This window comes from Shewanella carassii, from assembly GCF_019670705.1.
Classification (GTDB): Bacteria; Pseudomonadota; Gammaproteobacteria; order Enterobacterales; family Shewanellaceae; genus Shewanella; species Shewanella carassii.
In genome coordinates this window covers 2720999-2739300 of the sequence record NZ_AP024618.1, presented here as the reverse complement: position 1 = coordinate 2739300, position 18302 = coordinate 2720999, and the positions used below count along the sequence as shown (strand labels likewise).

The following is an 18302-nucleotide window of genomic DNA, read 5'->3' as shown; positions in this document are numbered from 1 at the left end:
GGCTGTTCTTCGAATCGCCTTTGAGTAACAGCACTTTGAATAACAGTGCTTTGAGTTACAGCGCTTCGAATAACAGCGCTGCTTTACTGTAAAGCGGCCTCAGGCCGCAACCCTCCAACCAAACGCCCCGGTAAGGCTGTAAATCACCGGGGCGTTTTTTTTAACTGTCACAACCGGGGATAGGACGTGATATCGGCAAATTGAAACGGGAAAATACCGGGTTATGGGTGATTCGAGTACCGGGGAAACTCAACGAAATAGGCGAATATTGCCTATTTCGCTGCGCTTTTATTGGTTCAAATAAGAATAACGAGGCGGGCCTGTAGACCCGCCCGTTGAGAGTGACACGCTATATTATTGTCCCAGATCGAATCGACGGGTGGTTTCCATCAGATCGGATGCCAAGCGGTTAAGATCCTGACAGGTGGCTGCCGTATGCTGGGTTCCTTGGGTATTTTCCTCGGAAACCATCTGGATGGTGCTCAGGTTACGGTTGAGATCCTCGGCCACCACGTTTTGCTCCTCGGTGGCGCTGGCAATCTGATTACTCATATCGGTAATAGTGTTCACCGCCTCGTTGATACTGACGATGCTTTCACCGGCCTTGCTTACCAGTTCCAAGGAGTCTTGCATCTGCGCTCGACTGATCTGCATCGCTTCACCGGCTTCAGCCGTGCGAGCCTGCAACATTTCGATGGTCTTGCTGATCTCTTCGGTCGAAGTCTGTGTACGCTGCGCCAGAGTGCGCACCTCGTCAGAGACTACGGCAAAGCCACGTCCCTGCTCACCGGCTCTGGCGGCCTCAATGGCGGCATTCAACGCCAATAGGTTGGTTTGGTCGGCAATGCCGCGGATCACGTCCAGCACCATGCTGATGTTATGGCTGTCCTGCTCCAGCTGTTGCACAACATTAGATGCTGAATCCAGTTTGTCGGCAACCGTATCTATACTGGTAACTGTCTGCTGTACTATGCCTGTGCCTTCCTGGGCGGCATTCATGGCATGATTGGCGGCATTGGCGGCTTCGGTAGTGTTACGGCCGACGTCCTGCAGGGTCGATTGCATCTGATTCATGGCCGTTGCCACTTGATCGATTTCGTTTTGTTGCTGTGACATACCCTGGGCCGATTGCTCGGAAATGGCGCTCATTTCCGCTACGGCCGAGCCCAGTTGCTCAACAGAGGAGGAGATCTCTGTCACCAGTTTTTCAGGCCTTCTTTCATTTCACGAATGGCCAGGGCCAGTTGCCCGGTTTCGTCGTTGTTGATGCGACCGTTTTCAATCCAGTCACAGAGTTCTCCATGGCCGAGCTTACCTTCGGAAATGGCCCGGGCCTGGTTGACCAGCATGGTGAGTGGATTACGGATCTGGCGGGTGAGAATGGTGGCAAAAAAAAACACCAGCAGCAATGCAGCTATGGTGATACTGATAATGCTAAATGTTGCCGAGTTGAAGTGGTTTTCTGCGTTTGCCTTGCCGGTATCGGCAAATCCGTGATTGATTTTGACCAATTTTTCAACATTATCAACAATCAAGGCAAATTTCTTCGGACCCTGAGTTAAAAATAACTGTTGTGCTTCGGGGATCCGACCACTGTCCAGTAAGTCGGCTACGCGGTTGTGAAACTCATGATATTCATCCCAATGTTTGACAATCGCAGTATAAGCGTCAGTTTCCTCTTGGTTGAAGAGATTCTTGCTGTATTCATGAAACAGTTTCTTGAGCGTTTGTGCCTGTTTTATCATCACGCCATTGTATTGTTGAGCTGTCTCGGGATCGTCCAAAATCAAGAAATACCCCAGTTCATAGCGGCGAAAATCGGTCACCTGACTACGAATATCATTGGCGATGTTCATGCTGGGAATGTTGGCATCAGTGATTTCGATTACGGCGTCATTCATCTGGTTAAACAGGTAGAGCGAAAACATTCCCATAAAGAGCAATATTGCCCCAAAAAGGGAAAATGCCATAGCCAGTTTTTACCTATTGTCAGGTGTCTGAGACTCATAGTTAAACCTTTTTGTTTTATTTGTTAAAACGGTGACTTTATATTATTAAGTCACTTTAGAATGATAGGGATTACAAACGGAAAATAAAAAACAGACAGTCGAAAAGTATTATGTATCTTAAAGGATGCATAACGGTTCCGACAGGTGTTTACTATGTCGAGTTTGTTCTAAATCTATTTATATTCTTCAAATTTTTTTTTTTGGTGAATGTTGCCACTAAATTTTTAGTATGATGGATATTTACAGGTAGTAGCCATCCATGGCGCGACAAATTTACACTAAATCAAGAGACATGCTTTCACGCACATTAAATATTATCTTTTAAGATGCCACTTTTGGGAATGACATTTGTCACAATTATGGTGAAACTGAGAATTTTGTATTCACTTTCATACTGGTTATTGTGCTTTAGTTATTAACTATAGATGAAAATGGCGTTAGCAATGGATTAATGAATAATAATTAATGATTGTTGCGATCATCGCTATTTGATTGATGGTTTTGTGTCGGGTGTTGATTCCGTTTTCTTTTTGCTGGCGATTACCTATTTTTAATGTGTTTTGGTTGTTTTTATGTTTTATAAATATTGGTCTGATTACTTTTCTATTTTTAAAGCAATAATGAAATACAATAATTTGATTGGGTTGTTACTCTTTGCGGCTTTCCTAAGTTGATACTAAATTTCACCTTAAAATATTAGTCATTGCTGTGCTTGTTGTTTTTTACAACAAGGATGTGATTAAATAATGCTCAAAATTTAAGTTATTTGTGAATAAAAGTGTGACTCGATTAATATTTAACGGACAAAGTTTAGTGTACCGAATGGGATGCTTGGATCCAGGATGTATAATTAACGTCCATCATATTAGCCCGGTCGAATAAACATTCTTAGAACACATGGTAATGAATTTCCGGGTACTTTAGTTTCGAGCAATGTCATGATAGAAATCCAACTCGATGGTACTCTCATCTCAACGGAAGAAAATAAAACACTTCTGGAAATAGCAACAGAGAATGGGGTTCATATTCCCAGTCTTTGCAATATAGGTAGCAGGTTAAATACTGAGTTTGAACATCACTGCAATATTTGTGTAGTGGAGGTGTGTCTTGCCGGCTCACCACCATCTGAGCGTCAGTGTCTGCGGGCTTGTGAAACGCTGGCTCAGCAGGGAATGGAGGTTGTTACCCATTCTGCTTTTCTGAGTGAGCAGCGGCAGCAAGCGCTTAAATACCTGTTACAGGATCATTTTGCCGACTGTGAAGCTCCATGCCAACAGGCTTGTCCTGCGGGAGTGGATGTTCAGCAGTATCTTTACCACTTAGCTCAGGGGAATCACACCGAGGCGGTGAAGGTTATCAAACAAACCTTGCCCATGCCTCTGTCTATTGGCCGGGTATGTCCGGCATTTTGTGAAGCCGAGTGTCGCCGCTCATTGATCGATGAGCCCGTGGCTATTCGACAACTCAAACGTCATGCTGCCGATCTGGATTTGGCTGATATGGAAAGTTATGTCCCGGAACGCCTTCCGGATACGGGCAAGAAAGTCGCTATCATTGGAGCCGGCCCCGCGGGATTGACAGCTGGCTATTTTCTTTCCAATCAAGGACATAATGTTACCATTTATGACGAGGCTCCCCAGGCCGGTGGTTGGTTGAGATACGGTATCCCTGAGTATCGTCTCCCTAAAGCCATTTTGGATAAAGAGATAGAACTCCTTCAGTGTAATGGTTTGGAGATAGTGACAGGATGTCGTCTGGGAAGAGATATTCATCTGGATGAACTGGCTCAAACCCATGACGCTATCTGCTTGGCCATAGGTGCCCAAAAAGCGGTGGAGATGAACTATCCGGGTAGCGATTTGGCGGGATGCTTCCTCGGGGTCGACTATCTGCGCGACTATTGTACGGACAAGAGACTGACAACAGGCAATAAGGTGGCCGTTATCGGTGGAGGGAATACGGCCATAGATTGTGCCCGTACTGCCGTGCGCGAGGGGGCTGATGTCACTCTGATTTATCGTCGTACCAAAGCCAGCATGCCAGCAGAGCCGCACGAGGTGCATGCCGCCGAAGAGGAAGGGGTTAAATTTCACTTCTTGGCTAATCCGGCATGCAATCACGCCGATGAGCATGGCCGGGTACGGGCCGTCACTTTTGACAAGATGCTACTCAGTGAACCCGATGCATCGGGGCGTCAAAGTGTCATTGCCAGCGGTGAGCAGTTTACTGAGGACTTTGATACCGTTATCGCTGCAGTATCACAACAAACCGATCTGTCTTTCCTGGATACACCTAAAAATCAGCTTGCCTCTGGTCAACTGACATTGACACGTTGGAATACTATTTCCGGTTGCGACCACACCATGTCTGCCGGTATTGACAAGTTATTCGTGATTGGGGATTCTCGCCGTGGCCCGGCTACTGCCGTGGCGGCCATAGCCGATGGGCGGCGTGCGGCTGAAGCGATCAGTCGCCAATTGTCCTCGGGTCTAACATGCGCCCTGAGCCCACGGGCTTTTAACGCTCGCAAGGCTGCCAAGACCCGCATGTTGGACAAGTCGCTTTATCCTGCCTCAAAGGTAGAACCCAGAGTTAAAATGGCTGAATTGCCTGCTGCAGAACGGCTACAGAGTTTTGCCGAGGTCGAGTTGGGATTTAGCCAAGAACAGGCATTGCGGGAAGCGGCCCGTTGTTTGGAATGCGCCTGTCAGTCCAACAAGGATTGCAAATTGCGGCACTATGCCACCGAGTACAAGATCAAAGAAACGCAACTGGACATAAGTCATGCCAGACGTTTTGTTATAGATGATTCGGCTCCGCTTATCACTTTTGATGCCAACCGTTGTATTAGCTGCGGAGCCTGCATCAGCGCCTGCCATAGCCATGGGCATAATGTCATTCGTTTTACTCCCGATCATTACAGTGCCTTGCCTGCGGGAGAAGAGGCGCTGCGCTGCGCTCCAAGGGCCGGTTTCAGCGTTTCCATGGCTGACAGTGAATGTGTGCAATGTGGCCAGTGTGTGCAGGTTTGTCCGACCGGAGCCCTGGTCTACAAAACCGATAAGCGTTATAACCGGGTGACTATGCGGGCGCTGGGCTTATATCGAGACGATCTGTTGTCTGATATTCGGGTCAGTCATGGCAACCCGGGCGTACTGGCTTTTTATCGGGATATGAATACCACGCCCATGGGGGCATTGGCTCATCAATTATTGCATACCCACTATATAGACAGGACTCGACTCGGAGCTTAGATCTGGCTGGCGCCGATAACACTTTGTCGATAAGTTGGAATCATGGTCGGCTATAGGATACCAACCTGAAAACGCTCCCGAGTTCGGGAGCGTTTCAATCGGAGATTATTTCAATTCAACACCTTGATAGTGCTGAGTTAAATGAGTCATTTCAATCGCTGGAACCTGAATTTTGTTTTCCAACAACAGATCGGCCACGCTTTGGTCAAATGAGCGGTAGTGAAGCTTCACTTCCACCTGGTAATGACTGGTTTCACTCGGCAATTCGAATGGATAAGCCACTGTTTTGCTGCCTTTGGCTGGAATTGTATTTTGCACGCTGAATTTGGCGACCTTCCAAGGCTTATGCTCCGAGTTGCCATGAATGTCTACCGAAGTATCTTGAAATACAACCGTATTTTCCGGCAGCTTGTTGTTGGCGTCCAGAGTTCCTGAGCGTAACAGCTCTTTACCCTTATCATCAGTAATAACAACCTCCAGCCATACCTGACGGATGAAGGTTAGGCTGGTTGGCAGAGCATGACCCGCGCGGCGGTTGTGAACCGTGATTTCCAACACAGGCTCCTTGGCTGAACCTTTGACTGAGGCGTTCAATTCAGCCACGGTTTGCAGGCGTTTTGTTGCTTCCTCAGCATGTTCTTTACCGCCCTTTACTCCCAGTAAAGGCGCGACAATGGCATTGCCCCCGACAAAGGTATGATCATGAACCAAGGACCTTTGTTTGCCTCCCATACCGGCTTTTCCGCCAAGACCGTGGTCGGCAAGTTGTTTGGCGGGTTTCATTTCATCAGCCACCCGCACAGCGGTTTCTACCGGAACCATGTGACAATCCTGGCATTGGATCCCGGCTTCGGCATAAGGTGAGTTTTTCCACTCCTGGTAGGTGTGTTCCAACGGGAAGTGATTCTCGGTCGGATTAAACACATTATGGCAATTGGCGCAAAATTCTGATTTGGTATGCAGCTCAGAATAAATCACTTTATGGCCCATGGCCTTAGCATCGTCATAGGGACCACGTTTACCACCATCGGTCGACAGTTCAAGCGAGGCGTTGCCATGTTCTCCATTGGCCGTTTTCGCCATATTGGTATCTACCACTGAGTGGCAGACCTCACAGCTGACCCCCTGATTGGCCACGGCCTGAGTGGTAAAACCACCAAACTTTCCGGATTCAGATTTAAACTCAACGGTTTGTGTGACAGTACCTAGAGCGGTATGGCAGCCACCACAAAGATTGCGGGTTGCACCATCGGTTTCCTTTTCGCCCATGGCCCACTCGGCTTGAAATACCGGATCGATAAAGGCGATGGAGTGCATGGAACCTTGCCACCCCTTAAATTGGCGGGGATGGCAGCCGGAGCAGGTTTTGGCATCTTTAAAGCGGCTGATTTCGGGTTGAGTTTGTTCCTTGATAGAAAGATTGGTCAACGGAAATGGCAGGGGTTCGCCGGCCATGGCCGTCAGCGGCAATGTGGTGCTTAATAGCAGCGCGATGGTGGTTTTTTTCATGGTTTTGCAATCAATGTAAATACAGTTGGAGTTTATGGTTAGCCGTCCAATGTGAACCGGCGGCTTGTTAATCTATGCAAAACAGGGTAGGGCGTGTGTCTTATGGATCTCAAACTTGTGATTTCAATGGTTATCTGTTTATTTTATTGTAATCTGCTCACAATAATACCTTTTGTTACATTGCAAAAGCTGTTTTTGTGGGGGTTGTTTGTTTTTTCATTACCACTATATTCTGTTTTTATTGTTATTTTTTAAGTTTAACGCTGCTGAAAGCGTTATTTGTTCAATGTCGAATTATTAGGTCTTTATGTGGTTTAAGTTGGGTTTGAATGGTTGTAAAGCGTGATGAACTTTGTCTACAGTGCCCGGAAGAGGAGAAAGACTTACAAGGAGGCTTGTTGCGTGATAACAGTGACGACTCGTCAAAGGTGGCAGACCCGTGGGTCTGCCTTGTGAGCGTTAGACTCGGGTTATTGGCCCAGGTCGAATCTGCGGGTGGTGTCCATTAGCTCAGAGGCCAAGCGGTTAAGATCCTGACAGGTGGCCGCCGTATGTTGGGTTCCTTGGGTATTTTCCTCGGAAACCATCTGGATGGTGCTCAGGTTACGGTTGAGATCCTCGGCCACCACGTTCTGTTCCTCGGTGGCGCTGGCAATCTGATTACTCATATCGGTAATAGTGTTCACCGCCTCGTTGATACTGACAATGCTTTCACCGGCCTTGCCGGCCAGTTCCAAGGAGTCTTGCATCTGCGCTCGACTGATCTGCATCGCTTCACCGGCTTCAGCCGTGCGAGCCTGCAACATTTCGATGGTCTTGCTGATCTCTTCGGTCGAAGTCTGTGTACGCTGCGCCAGAGTGCGCACCTCGTCAGAGACTACGGCAAAGCCACGTCCCTGCTCACCGGCTCTGGCGGCCTCAATGGCGGCATTCAACGCCAATAGGTTGGTTTGGTCGGCAATGCCGCGGATCACGTCCAGCACCATGCTGATGTTATGGCTGTCCTGCTCCAGCTGTTGCACAACATTAGATGCTGAATCCAGTTTGTCGGCAACCGTATCTATGCTGGTGACTGTTTGTTGCACTATGCCTGTGCCTTCCTGGGCGGCATTCATGGCATGATTGGCGGCATTGGCGGCTTCGGTAGTGTTACGGCCAACGTCCTGCAGGGTCGATTGCATCTGATTCATGGCCGTTGCCACTTGATCGATTTCGTTTTGTTGCTGCGACATACCTTGGGCCGATTGCTCGGAAATGGCGCTCATTTCCGCTACGGCCGAGCCCAGTTGCTCAACAGAGGAGGTAATCTCTGTCACCAGCTTTTTCAGGCCTTCTTTCATTTCACGGATAGCCAGGGCCAGTTGCCCGGTTTCGTCGTTGTTGATACGGCCGCTTTCAATCCAATCGCATAGCTCGCTGCGGCCGAGTTTGCCATGGGAAATAGCTTGGGCCTGAGTGACCAGCATAGTGAGCGGATCACGGATCTGGCGAGTGAGCATAGTGGCGAAAAAGAACACCAGTAACAAGGAGACGGCAGTAGTGACTATTACGCTGACTATTGCCGATTCATAACTGTATTCCACTTCTTGGCGGCTAAGGTTAGAGAAGTTATCGTTTACACTCACCAGCCGCTCAGCATCGTCAATGATCAACTTAAATTTCTTTGGTCCTTCACTTAAAAATAATTTCTTGGCCTCTACGACTTTGCCGTTATTCTGCAGCGCAGCAACTCGGTTATGAAGGAGCAGATAATCATTCCAATGGTTAACCACTGAGTGGTAAACGTCAGTTTCTTCCTGGTTGTAGAGAATTTTGCTGTATTTATCAAACAACCATTTTAATGTTTGTGATTGTTTTTCCATCACGGCTGTATATTCTCTGGTCTTCTCTGAGTCGTCCAAGATCAAAAAATAACCCAATTCATAACGACGAAAGTTGGTCACTTGATTACGGATATCTGTGGCGATGTCCATGCTGGGAATAATAGCGTCAGTGATTTCGGTAACCGCTTTGTTCATCTGGTTGAAAAGGTGGAGAGAGAACATTCCCAAGAAGAGCAAAATCGCTCCAAAAAGGGAAAATGCCATTGCCAGTTTTTTACCTATTGTCAGGTGTCTGAGACTCATTGTTAAACCTTTTTATTGTGTTTGTTAGGAATGGTGGCCTGTTTGGAGGGCCAACTTTAACGAGTGACAGGGCAAGTAAAAAAATAGAGGAATACCGTAAAATCAGTTCAGACTCTTGCTTTTCAAACAAGGGTGCCGGATTGAGCTCAGTCCGTTTGAAGTCAATTTATACCGGTAAACGTTGTTGAATAAGGTAGGTGCAAAAGCTGTCGAACAACAAGCGCTAAAAAATAGCCAGGTGGAAAATCAATATAAGATGTGAAATTACCTGTTATGGGTTACGAAATCATCTTCCTACTTTTGATGTAAAACTGTCACTCGGTTACGGATTATCCTGGAATTTATCAGATTTTGGAAGGATACTCATCACGGTTATGACAAGTTGGTAATATTTGTATCAACAAGTGGTTGTTTTTATCGCGCACAGAACTCCGTAGTTTAAATATTAAACTCACTACTTACTTGAGTTGTTGAGCCGCACTGGCTTAATAGGCAAATGGCAACGTTATCGCGAATTAGCCCCGTGTAGGGTATGACTTCAACAGGCTTTGTTGAGGTTTGGCAGGTCGACCCGTCCCTGGTTCTGGACCTGGTATAGATAATCAAAAGGAGCACAGTGGTTCTTTACTTACGAACCCACTTGCCGGAAGCATCCTGAACTATATGGCCTTTGTCGGCGGCAGCAATCGCCTTGGCGCCGGCGAGTTTGGCAACATCATCCACGGAAATTCCGTTTTGACGGGCGATTTTTTCATAGTGTGCCCGGCGTTTGGCATTGATATCCTTAACCAGTGCCGTTACCTCGGCGCTGGATTTGACCACGCCCAAATAGCCGTTTTGCTGTTCCCCCACCAACCCTTGGCTCTTGGCGTCCTGCAAACCTATGGCAAAGACGCAGAAACTCATCAACAGAGCGGCAGTCAGGGTCATCAACTTGGTTTTCATCTGTGTTTTCCTTTCGCGAATTCCGGCAATTTAAAACAGTTCATCATTGGCCAGCAGTTGATCCAGCTCTTTATCGACCTTGATGCGAATTTCATGTTCGATTTTCACATTCAGGTTGATCACAATCGGCTTATCCGGTGGCTCTATCTTGACCGTTGGGGTACAGGCCGAGGCCAATAATAGGCTGGCGGCTAGCGGCAACATAAATTGGGTCTGTTTCACATTCATGTCCTTTTGTGTCTTCACTGCATGGAAGCTTCAATTTGGGTTTGAAGCTTGTCACCTATGGTCAGACTCCTGAGGAGCTGCAGCATGTTCTCCTCATGAGAGTAGTTCAAGTGGATAGGGCGTTCAATCCCCTCGGCCTTGCCTTTTACTTCAACCTTGAGCCAGGCCTCGCCATCCGGCGCCATATCGTAAGTGCTGGCCAGGGTAGAATATTGCAGGTGTTCGAGGGTGGAAAAGGCAAAGTCCAGATAGGGTTGGCCGGCGCGCATTTGAGCGACAGCCGGATTATTGCCGACCTTGATAAGTCCGCCTGGGGCACGGGCGGCCAGGCGACCACCTTTGACCGACACCTGGCCGCCGGTAATAAATACCGGCAAAACACCGTCGAAAATACCGTCGGCGTAGATGCCTTCCTGAGGCTGGATGGCCAGCAATTCTTCCAGGCTCAGGCCCTGCAACACCAAATAGGCATTGGATGGCGCGTTGAGCCGCAAGCGGAAGCTGGGCAGCAGCATTTGTCCCTTGAGTAACTCGCCTTGGCCGCGCACCTGAATATCGGCATCCCGAAATCCGGGCAACAGCTTAGCTTGAGTGCTTTGGTTGTTGTCGAGTTCAGGGGTCAGGCTGAGCTGGCCTTCTAAACCCAGGTTGGTCAACAGCACTCCGGGGTTGAAGGCCTGTACCGAAGCCTTGAGTTGCTGACAGTTGAGTTCGGCCTCTGCCGGCGCCTTGGCTTCCTTGGCCAATGTCAAACGGCACAATGCCGACAGGTTGGCACCTTCAAATGGTAACTGACTGATACTGCCGGAGAGATCCGACAGCAGCGGGTTGAAATCCAGTTGCAATTGCAGCGCTCGTCCAAGCCCTTCGAGCTTGAGGTCGGCAATCATATGGGTCTCGCCCCTGAGTACCAACTCAGGAGGCAAGGGCAGGTTCTTGGCCGCCAGCGCCTTGATATCCGCGAGATCCGTATCCAGGGTCCAGCGACTGTTCAAGCGATAGCCAAGCGGATCTTTGGCCCGCTTGGGCCAGATGGGCATAAAGTCGTGGCGGCTGTGAAGCGGGATATTATCCAGTTGCCAGTTTTCTTCACTGATAAGACGGTTATCCTGCCAGTCAATGGTCTGGCTGAAGCTGCCATAGCCCAGATTGAGCAGGGTTTCGGTGCGAGGTCCGAGCTTGGTATGCCGGGTTTGGCTTAAGTTGAGCCCATCGAAGGCCAGATTCAAACGACTGGCAAAACGCTCATCCAAGAGTTGGCTCAAGAGTGGCAAGTGCCGTTTTTGATTTTGGTTGGCATCCAGGGTTCGACTGAGCCCGGGGCTCAGGAGCGAGGTTTGGGCAATCGACAGTGCCAGCGGCCCGCTTTTAGCCTGCAATTCACCCAGCTGGCTGCTGACCGCGGGCAAAGACAGCTTAAGTTTGCCTTGGTTGAAGCTGCCACTGAGCGGGTCCAGCAGTGATAACTTAAAGCCCGAGAGTTGGATACTTTTATCCTCTATACCGGCTTGAATGGCGCCTGTGCTGAGCCCAGGATTGGCCGCGAGGCTGAAGTCCAGTTGTTGCCCTGCGCTTGTCGGCTCCAGTGCCAGCTTACCGCTAAGCGCCATTGATGCGCCCTGATTGAGTTGCAATTCAGCGGCTGCCGACTGCCAACGAAAACCGCTCGGCAGGGAGGCTTCAAGGCGCCAGTCTGTGCTTGCTTGTTCCAGTGGCAACTGCTCAAGGCTGAGTTGCAGCCCCTGAATGGCCTGTTGCAGCGCCAGTTCGAGTCGCTGCTCGGCCGACAAGGGCTTTGATTTTGAGGCGTTTGGTGAGCTTGAGCCTGATGAGCCAGAGCTTGAGAAGTCAGAGCTTGATAAACCAGAGCTTGATAAACCAAAGCCCGGCGAATTTAACCCTTGAGGCTTGGCGCTTTGCGGCAAAGAAACAGACGTGTCTTGCTGTGCTCCTGTGGCCTTTGGCAGTTGCAATTGCAGGTTTTCAAAGGACAGCTGCAAACTCGGCCGCTCGCCATTACTGAGCGCTGCCGGGCTCAATTCCGCAACACTTGGCCGATTAATTGGCGAACCGAACGACGCTTGCTGCTTCTCTGTCATCAGGGCGGGCAGTAACGGCCGCACTGTCAGACTCGGCAGCGATACCCGCATGGATGTCTCATTGCCCGTTGCCGCATTGTTCTTTGTATCAGTGACCTTGGCGGGTTTGAGCTCGGCGCCGAGGCCCTGATCAAGCGCCAGCTCAATTGCGGCGATAAGGGGTTTTACTTGTTTTTTTTCAGCTGACTCTTGCGCCAGGACTTGCTGCAGCTGTGCCAGTTGTGACTCGAGTTCCGCTGCCTGGGCTGCTGATGCTTGCGCGGGTGTTGCTGCGAGCAAGGCAAGCAGTGCTTGGCGCTGAGCCGGAGTGGTTGAAAGCGTGAGTCTCAGCGGCGCCAGCTCAAGAAGCTGCTCGCTGGTGGAGCCCGAAAAGCGAAAGCGCAACCCTGCGCCGTCACTATCTTCAACCTCAGCCTTGGCATTTGCACTGGGGTTGGCACTGGCCTTGGCACTGAAACTGGCAGCAGCGTTGGAACTTGGGCACAGAGGGCTATCGGTCAATGAATTGTGTGCCTTAGCTTTAAGAGGCAGCGGCGTTATCTCAAGCGCCACTTGCTCGAGTCCCGGCATGGCAATAGTCGGCGCCGACCAGCAATGGCGCGAGTCTATGTTGCCTTGGGTCAAATCCAGAGTCAGTTGTGAGAAGAGATCTCCGCCAAGGCTCGGCATCAGCTCGGCATGCAATATTTCATCAAGCTTGAAAGCGCTGATGAGGGGCGCTGCGGCCGGGTCCTGCTCAACACTTGCCAGCGCCTGTTGCAGCGCTTTGAGATGCAGTTGACTGGTCAGTCGCCAGGCGGGGGCACCGTTGGCGAGTTTGGCTTTCAAGTCGGCGGTTAATGCCAGCAGGGGCGTCTCTTGTCTTGTTTGAGTTCCTGAGTGAGTTTCTTGTTGCCCTCCTTGTAACCGGGTGGCCAGCTCAGTAACCAGTTGCCCGGAAGGGCTGAGCTGCAACTGTTGCAGCAGCAGAATAAAGCTTTGGGGATTAGCTGCCTTATCCAAGGTCTGCGACGTACTGGGTGTATCGGATACGCCCGCCTCGGGCAACAGGCTTATTCGGGTCGGCCCCAGGGCTATTTCGGGCACAGAGTTCAAGTCCAGTGCCAGACTCTGACCGCCATCATCGCCGCCGGGCAAGAGTAGCTCAGGCGTCAAACTAAAACTGGCGTCTCGATAGCTGACTTTTTGAAGTTGCGCCATCAACCAGTCGGTGGAGCCAGGGGGCGGCGTCGATGCTTCGCCTGTCAGCAATTGCCAAATCCGTTTGGCACTGACAGGCGATTTGAGCTGGAGCCTGAGTTGATGAAACTCAAGCTCGCTGCCCTGGTAATCAAGCTTGAGATAATCGAAGCTCAGTCTGTCCCAGCCTTCAGGCGCCAGGCGCAACTCGTCGATACGAATATCTTGCGCAGCCAGATATTGATTAATATGCGGCAGCAGCCACTGCGGCCTTTCATAGAGGGACCAAGCCAGCCCCACCAGCAGGGCACCCGGAAGCAGCACCAGCAGAAGCAACAGGCCAACAGCCCATACCGTCAGGCATTTCTTGCTTGGGAGTCGATACCTCATTGGTGTTTCCCGGCCTTGGCCGCTCACTCCTGCCAGCGAATTTCTGTGGTCAGAGTGTGACTCTGTTTGGGGGCGAGCACCAGTTTATCTTCCAGCACATTGGCGGCTTCCAGGCAGACCATGGACAGGTAATCCTGCTCTTGGAAACGGGCCAGCCGCTTGGACTTGTCTATCCAGGGGTTCCAAAGTACTGCCGAGTGGCTCTGCTCACGGCTGACAAGAATAGTGCCGTTGGGGGTATGTAGCTTTTGCAGCTCGGACAAGCCGGTGTAAACCCGGTCAGTCTCGCGCTCAAAGCGCACTTCGTCCTCGACTTGTGCATACGGGCCTTTGCCAAACTCGATATATTGGCTGCCGGCAAAGCCTGTGGCGCGCAGTTGGTGGATATCGCCGATGGGGAAATAACTATGCAATGCCTGGGTCAGCGTCACGCTTTGCTCGCCCAGGTTGCGGTTAATCAGGCTGACCCTGAGGCTGTCGCTGAGGACAAAGTCCAGCCGCACCTCGGTATCGTGGGGCCAGTAACGTCTGTCCTCGTCGCTGAGTTTAAGGACAAAGCTCAGCTCTACCCGTTCATTACTGATATGAGTTCGCTCAAGTTGCCACAGCCGGGTACGGGCAAAGCCATGCTGGGGCCAGCCCTCATTGGCATGCATGCCAAACCAGGGCCAGCAGACGGGAATACCGCCGCGAATACCACTGCCCGGCAGATAGTCATCGGCAGGAGAAACCCACAGCAGCGGCGCCTTGCCCTTGGGCACAAAGCTATCTATCTGGGCACCCTGTAAAAAAATACGGCCGTAGCAGAGTGGGGTATCGATTTCGATATAGTCCAGACCATTGGGGTGTTTGCGGGTGTTGACGCTGGCCATGCAGGATTCCTTTAGCGGGCGAACAGGATAATGCCCCTAGCTTACAAAGTTTTACAGCCCGAGATAAGGGGCTGTTCAAGCGAATTTACGCAGAGCGCTGTTCTTGTATTCAAAAAAAGTGATATAAAACTGGTCAGAGGTGCTGAGTTTTTACTCAGAATTGGCTAAGGTGAGACATCAATCACAGGGAAAAGGAAATAAGCATATGGCAAGTTATCAGCCGCCGATGCGGGATTACCGCTTTATTCTTGAACAGTTACTGGATATTTATCAGCAGCCAAAACTGCAGGGGTTCGATGAAATCGACCCTGAGTTGGTCAATGCCATTCTCGAAGGCATGGCCGATTTCAGCACCGGGGTGATGCTGCCGCTCAACAGTGTCGGCGATCTGCAGGGCTGTCGTCTGGAAGCAGACGGGGTGAAAACCGCCGAGGGCTTTATCGATGCCTACCGCCAGTATGTGGATAACGGCTGGCCGACGCTGACCTGTGATCCCGAGTTCGGCGGCCAGGGCCTGCCGGAAGTGGTGGGTATCTTTGCCACCGAAATGCAGACCTCCTCCAACATGGCCTTTGCCATGTATCCCGGGCTGACCCACGGTGCTTACAGTGCCATCTTTGCCCATGGCTCCGAGGCGCTCAAGGCCAAATATCTGCCCAAACTGGTGAGCGGCGAGTGGACCGGCACCATGAATCTGACCGAATCCCATGCCGGTACCGATCTGGCGCTGCTGCGCACCAAGGCCGAGCCCGGCACTGACGGCTGCTATCTTGTCAGCGGTGAGAAAATCTTTATCTCCAGTGGCGATCACGATCTGGCTGAAAACATAGTGCACCTGGTCTTGGCCAGGTTGCCCGATGCCCCGGCCGGGGTGAAGGGGATCAGTTTGTTCGCCGTGCCCAAGTATTGGGTCAAGGAAGATGGCAGCCTGGGCGAGGCCAACAATGTCAAGGCCAGCGGCCTCGAGCATAAGATGGGCATTCACGGCAATTCCACTTGTGTGATGCTGTTCGATGGCGCCAAAGGCGAGCTGGTGGGCGAACCCCATCAAGGCCTCAGAGCCATGTTCACCATGATGAATCAGGCGCGCATGGGCGTTGGGGTTCAGGGGCTGGGCGTCTCTGAAATCGCTTACCAGAACGCGCTGGCCTACGCCAGAGAGCGGGTTCAGGGAAGGGCACTGTCCGGCACCAAGGCGCCGGAGCAAAATGCCGATCCTATTCTGGTGCACGGCGATGTGCGGCGGATGCTGCTGTCGCAAAAAGTCTTCAATGAGGGCGCCCGCGCTCTTATCGGCCAGCAGGCGCTGTGGCTTGATGAAGCCGAGCGCCATCAGGATGCCGAACAAAAGGCCAGAGCCAAGGCGTTGGCGGCGTTGTTTACCCCTGTGGTCAAGGGCTTTATCACAGATAGAGGCTTCAGCGCCTGTGTCGATGCCCAACAGGTGTTTGGCGGCCATGGCTATATCCATGAGTGGGGGATGGAGCAGTTTGTCCGTGATGCCCGTATCGCGATGATTTATGAAGGTACCAATGGCGTGCAAGCCCTGGATCTGGTGGGGCGCAAGCTGATGGGTGATAAGGGCGCGGCGCTGAAACTCTGGGCCGCAGAGGTGGAGGCCTTTATCGAAGGCGCCAAACCCAAGGCCGCTCAAGAGCCCCGGTTTGCCAAGGTGCTCGAAGGTTTGGGCCAGGCGGCAACGGATCTGCAGCGCGCTACCCAGAGCCTGATTGAGTTGGCGATGAAAAATCCCGACAACCTGGGCGCGGCCTCCATGCCTTATATGCAGCTATTTGGCACCGCTGCGCTGGCGTGGATCTGGGCACGGATGGCCGAGCTGGCGCTCGATGGGCTGGCAGATGATGCCGACGGTTTCTATGCCGGCAAACTGGCCTCGGCGGCTTTCTTTATGGACTACTATGTCAGCAGCGCCAGTGGCTATCGGCGTCAAATTGCCGCGGCCAGTGAATCCATCATGGCCTTCGACGACAGTTACTTCGGTTAATTGAGGTAGCTTCAATACCAAAGGGTCGGTGCAACCGGCCCTTTTTTGTGGTACACCAATAGCTTCCAAGCCAATCGATTCGTCAGTATGGAGTGACAAGATGGATCTGAATTACGACAACAACAATATTTTCGCCCGCATTCTTCGCGGCGAGTTGCCCTGTATCAAACTCTATGAAGATGAGCATACTCTGTCTTTCATGGATATCATGCCGCAAACCAAGGGCCACTTATTGGTGTTGCCCAAAGAACCGGCCGTGACCCTGTATCAGTTGTCTGATGAAGCGGCGGCGGCCTGCATGCGTACCGTCAAACTGATGGGCAAGGCGGTGGAAAAGGCCATGGGGATCCCGGGCTCCACTGTGTTCCAACACAACGGCAGCGCCGCCGGTCAGAGTGTGCCCCATGTACATTTCCATGTGTTGCCCGGCCCGCTCAAAGGCCTGATGGAGCATGCGGCCCATCAGGGGGACATGGATGAGCTGCACACCCTAGCCGATAGAATTCGCGCCTGTATCGAATCTTGAGTTGTTCCCCCCAAACAACCGCCTCTTGGCGGTTGTTTGCTATTAGTGCCATCTGAAGCGGGATTGGTTTTAGCGGCACAAAATCTCAATCAGCTTAAAGTCAGTTTGCCGTTGATAAGCAAAGAGAGGTTTGATTGCATAATCGCATTGTATTTACCGGTGGGCCGGGTTCAGGCAAGACGTCAGTCATCGACTTTTTGCAAAGCTTGGGTTATCCGAGTGCGCCGGAAGTCGGCCGTAAGGTGATCAAGGCTCAACTGGCGCAAGCTGGAAGGGCACTGCCCTGGGATGACAAGAGCGCTTTTCGTGATGCCATGGTTGATGAAGAGCTGGCGCGTTATCAAGCTTTCAGCGGCGATGACGGCATTATCTTCTTTGACCGCAGTATGCTGGATTCCTACGGTTATAGCCTGCTTGAGAACTTAACTATTCCCGAGAGTTTGCTGAGTCATTGCCGTGAGCTTGTTTATCACCCAAGGGTATTCATCTTTCCGCCCTGGCAAGCCATTTACGCCAATGATATGGAACGTAAGCAGGGCTTCAGTGAAGCGGTGGCGACTTATCATGCGATGCAAAAAGCCTATGAGGCTTTCGGTTATGAGTTAATTGAAGTGCCCAGATGGTCGGTTGCGAAGAGAGCCGGTTTCATTTTGGCCAAGGTGAGCGAGGCACTGCAAACGCCCTAAGCCGTCGCTCACATTTTCTCCGCTACTTTCTGTTTCCCTGCCATTCAACCTGAGGTTCCGGTTTAATCCCCGGGCCGCCCCTACCAAACGCTCAGTTTAAATATTGCTAAAATCACAGCACAGGTCAGCAGTCCAAGACCGCCCAAAACACAAACCACTTTTTCCGGGTAGCGTGAACCCAGTTCGGGAAAGAGGATAGCGCCCAGGCTGAAGCTTGGGATCATCTCGTACAGTAACCCCATTCTCTGGTTGCTTGCCGGTGCAAATGGCGGCAGGTAGAAGTAACAGAGCAGATAAATAGCCAAGGTGATAATCGCGAGCCATTCATAGCCCTGAAAGGGCTCATCGGCCTTGAGCAGACGGCGCAGCAGGACAATCATAATCGCCGCGATTAAAAGTAGCATGACACTTCCCTGTAAATAAATTGGCCGCCACAAACTAAGGGATCCGAGCTGAGCTGACAAGCGCAAAAGA

Annotated in this window: 13 protein-coding genes and 1 pseudogene; 5 read left to right on the top strand and 9 right to left on the bottom strand. The window is 51.2% G+C overall.

Annotation, left to right across the window (positions count from 1 at the left end; genetic code table 11):
- Positions 1-354: 354 nt before the first annotated feature.
- Both K5621_RS12455 and K5621_RS12450 read right to left on the bottom strand, forming a co-directional pair.
- On the bottom strand, positions 355-1200 hold the full coding sequence (locus K5621_RS12455; RefSeq protein WP_221049388.1) for a methyl-accepting chemotaxis protein: 846 nt from the start codon (positions 1198-1200) through the stop codon (positions 355-357).
- Positions 1197-1970 carry an MCP four helix bundle domain-containing protein gene (locus tag K5621_RS12450; RefSeq protein WP_221049387.1) on the bottom strand — a complete coding sequence of 258 codons (774 nt, stop codon included), beginning with the start codon at positions 1968-1970 and terminating at the stop codon, positions 1197-1199. Before K5621_RS12450 ends, K5621_RS12455 begins: the two co-directional genes overlap by 4 nt.
- Positions 1971-2947: 977 nt before the next feature.
- On the opposite strand from K5621_RS12450, the pseudogene K5621_RS12445 reads away from it, so the two are divergent.
- Together K5621_RS12445 and K5621_RS20015 are read left to right on the top strand one after the other, a co-directional pair.
- Positions 2948-5077, top strand: a pseudogene (locus tag K5621_RS12445) (FAD-dependent oxidoreductase); the annotation flags it as partial.
- Between the two features lie 15 nt (positions 5078-5092).
- Positions 5093-5263, top strand: coding sequence for an iron hydrogenase small subunit (locus K5621_RS20015; RefSeq protein WP_229671964.1), 171 nt, complete (start codon positions 5093-5095; stop codon positions 5261-5263).
- Between the two features lie 105 nt (positions 5264-5368).
- Here the strand turns inward: K5621_RS20015 and K5621_RS12440 are convergent, their stop codons facing one another.
- The 6 genes from K5621_RS12440 to K5621_RS12415 all read right to left on the bottom strand — a co-directional run bounded on the left by K5621_RS12440 (position 5369) and on the right by K5621_RS12415 (position 14611).
- Positions 5369-6772: a multiheme c-type cytochrome gene (locus tag K5621_RS12440; RefSeq protein WP_221049385.1), complete on the bottom strand. Its 1404-nt coding sequence runs from the start codon at positions 6770-6772 to the stop codon at positions 5369-5371.
- 470 nt (positions 6773-7242) lie between these two features.
- On the bottom strand, positions 7243-8898 hold the full coding sequence (locus K5621_RS12435) for a methyl-accepting chemotaxis protein (RefSeq protein WP_100145627.1): 1656 nt from the start codon (positions 8896-8898) through the stop codon (positions 7243-7245).
- A gap of 624 nt (positions 8899-9522) precedes the next feature.
- Positions 9523-9843, bottom strand: a complete 321-nt coding sequence (locus tag K5621_RS12430) for a YdbL family probable chaperone protein (RefSeq protein WP_025890142.1) — start codon at positions 9841-9843, stop codon at positions 9523-9525.
- 30 nt (positions 9844-9873) lie between these two features.
- Positions 9874-10047: a YnbE family lipoprotein gene (locus K5621_RS12425; RefSeq protein ID WP_100145819.1), complete on the bottom strand. Its 174-nt coding sequence runs from the start codon at positions 10045-10047 to the stop codon at positions 9874-9876.
- A 38-nt stretch (positions 10048-10085) separates the two neighbouring features.
- The gene (locus tag K5621_RS12420) at positions 10086-13739 is read right to left on the bottom strand and encodes an intermembrane phospholipid transport YdbH family protein (RefSeq protein ID WP_221049384.1); all 3654 of its coding nucleotides are present in this window, start codon (positions 13737-13739) and stop codon (positions 10086-10088) included.
- Positions 13740-13762: 23 nt separating this feature from the next.
- Positions 13763-14611: a D-hexose-6-phosphate mutarotase gene (locus K5621_RS12415; RefSeq protein WP_221049383.1), complete on the bottom strand. Its 849-nt coding sequence runs from the start codon at positions 14609-14611 to the stop codon at positions 13763-13765.
- Between the two features lie 205 nt (positions 14612-14816).
- Between K5621_RS12415 and K5621_RS12410 the strand changes: the two genes are divergently transcribed.
- The 3 genes from K5621_RS12410 (at position 14817) to K5621_RS12400 (ending at position 17828) form a co-directional block, all read left to right on the top strand.
- Positions 14817-16616: an acyl-CoA dehydrogenase C-terminal domain-containing protein gene (locus K5621_RS12410; RefSeq protein ID WP_221049382.1), complete on the top strand. Its 1800-nt coding sequence runs from the start codon at positions 14817-14819 to the stop codon at positions 16614-16616.
- Positions 16617-16716: 100 nt separating this feature from the next.
- Entirely contained in the window at positions 16717-17142 is a 426-nt protein-coding gene (locus tag K5621_RS12405; protein ID WP_221049381.1) for an HIT family protein, read from the top strand.
- Positions 17143-17276: 134 nt separating this feature from the next.
- A complete protein-coding gene (locus K5621_RS12400; protein WP_208163665.1) occupies positions 17277-17828 on the top strand; it encodes an AAA family ATPase in 552 nt (183 codons plus the stop codon).
- 80 nt (positions 17829-17908) lie between these two features.
- Here K5621_RS12400 and K5621_RS12395 read toward each other — a convergent pair whose 3' ends face one another.
- A complete protein-coding gene (locus K5621_RS12395) occupies positions 17909-18232 on the bottom strand; it encodes a hypothetical protein (RefSeq protein ID WP_221049380.1) in 324 nt (107 codons plus the stop codon).
- Positions 18233-18302: the final 70 nt, after the last annotated feature.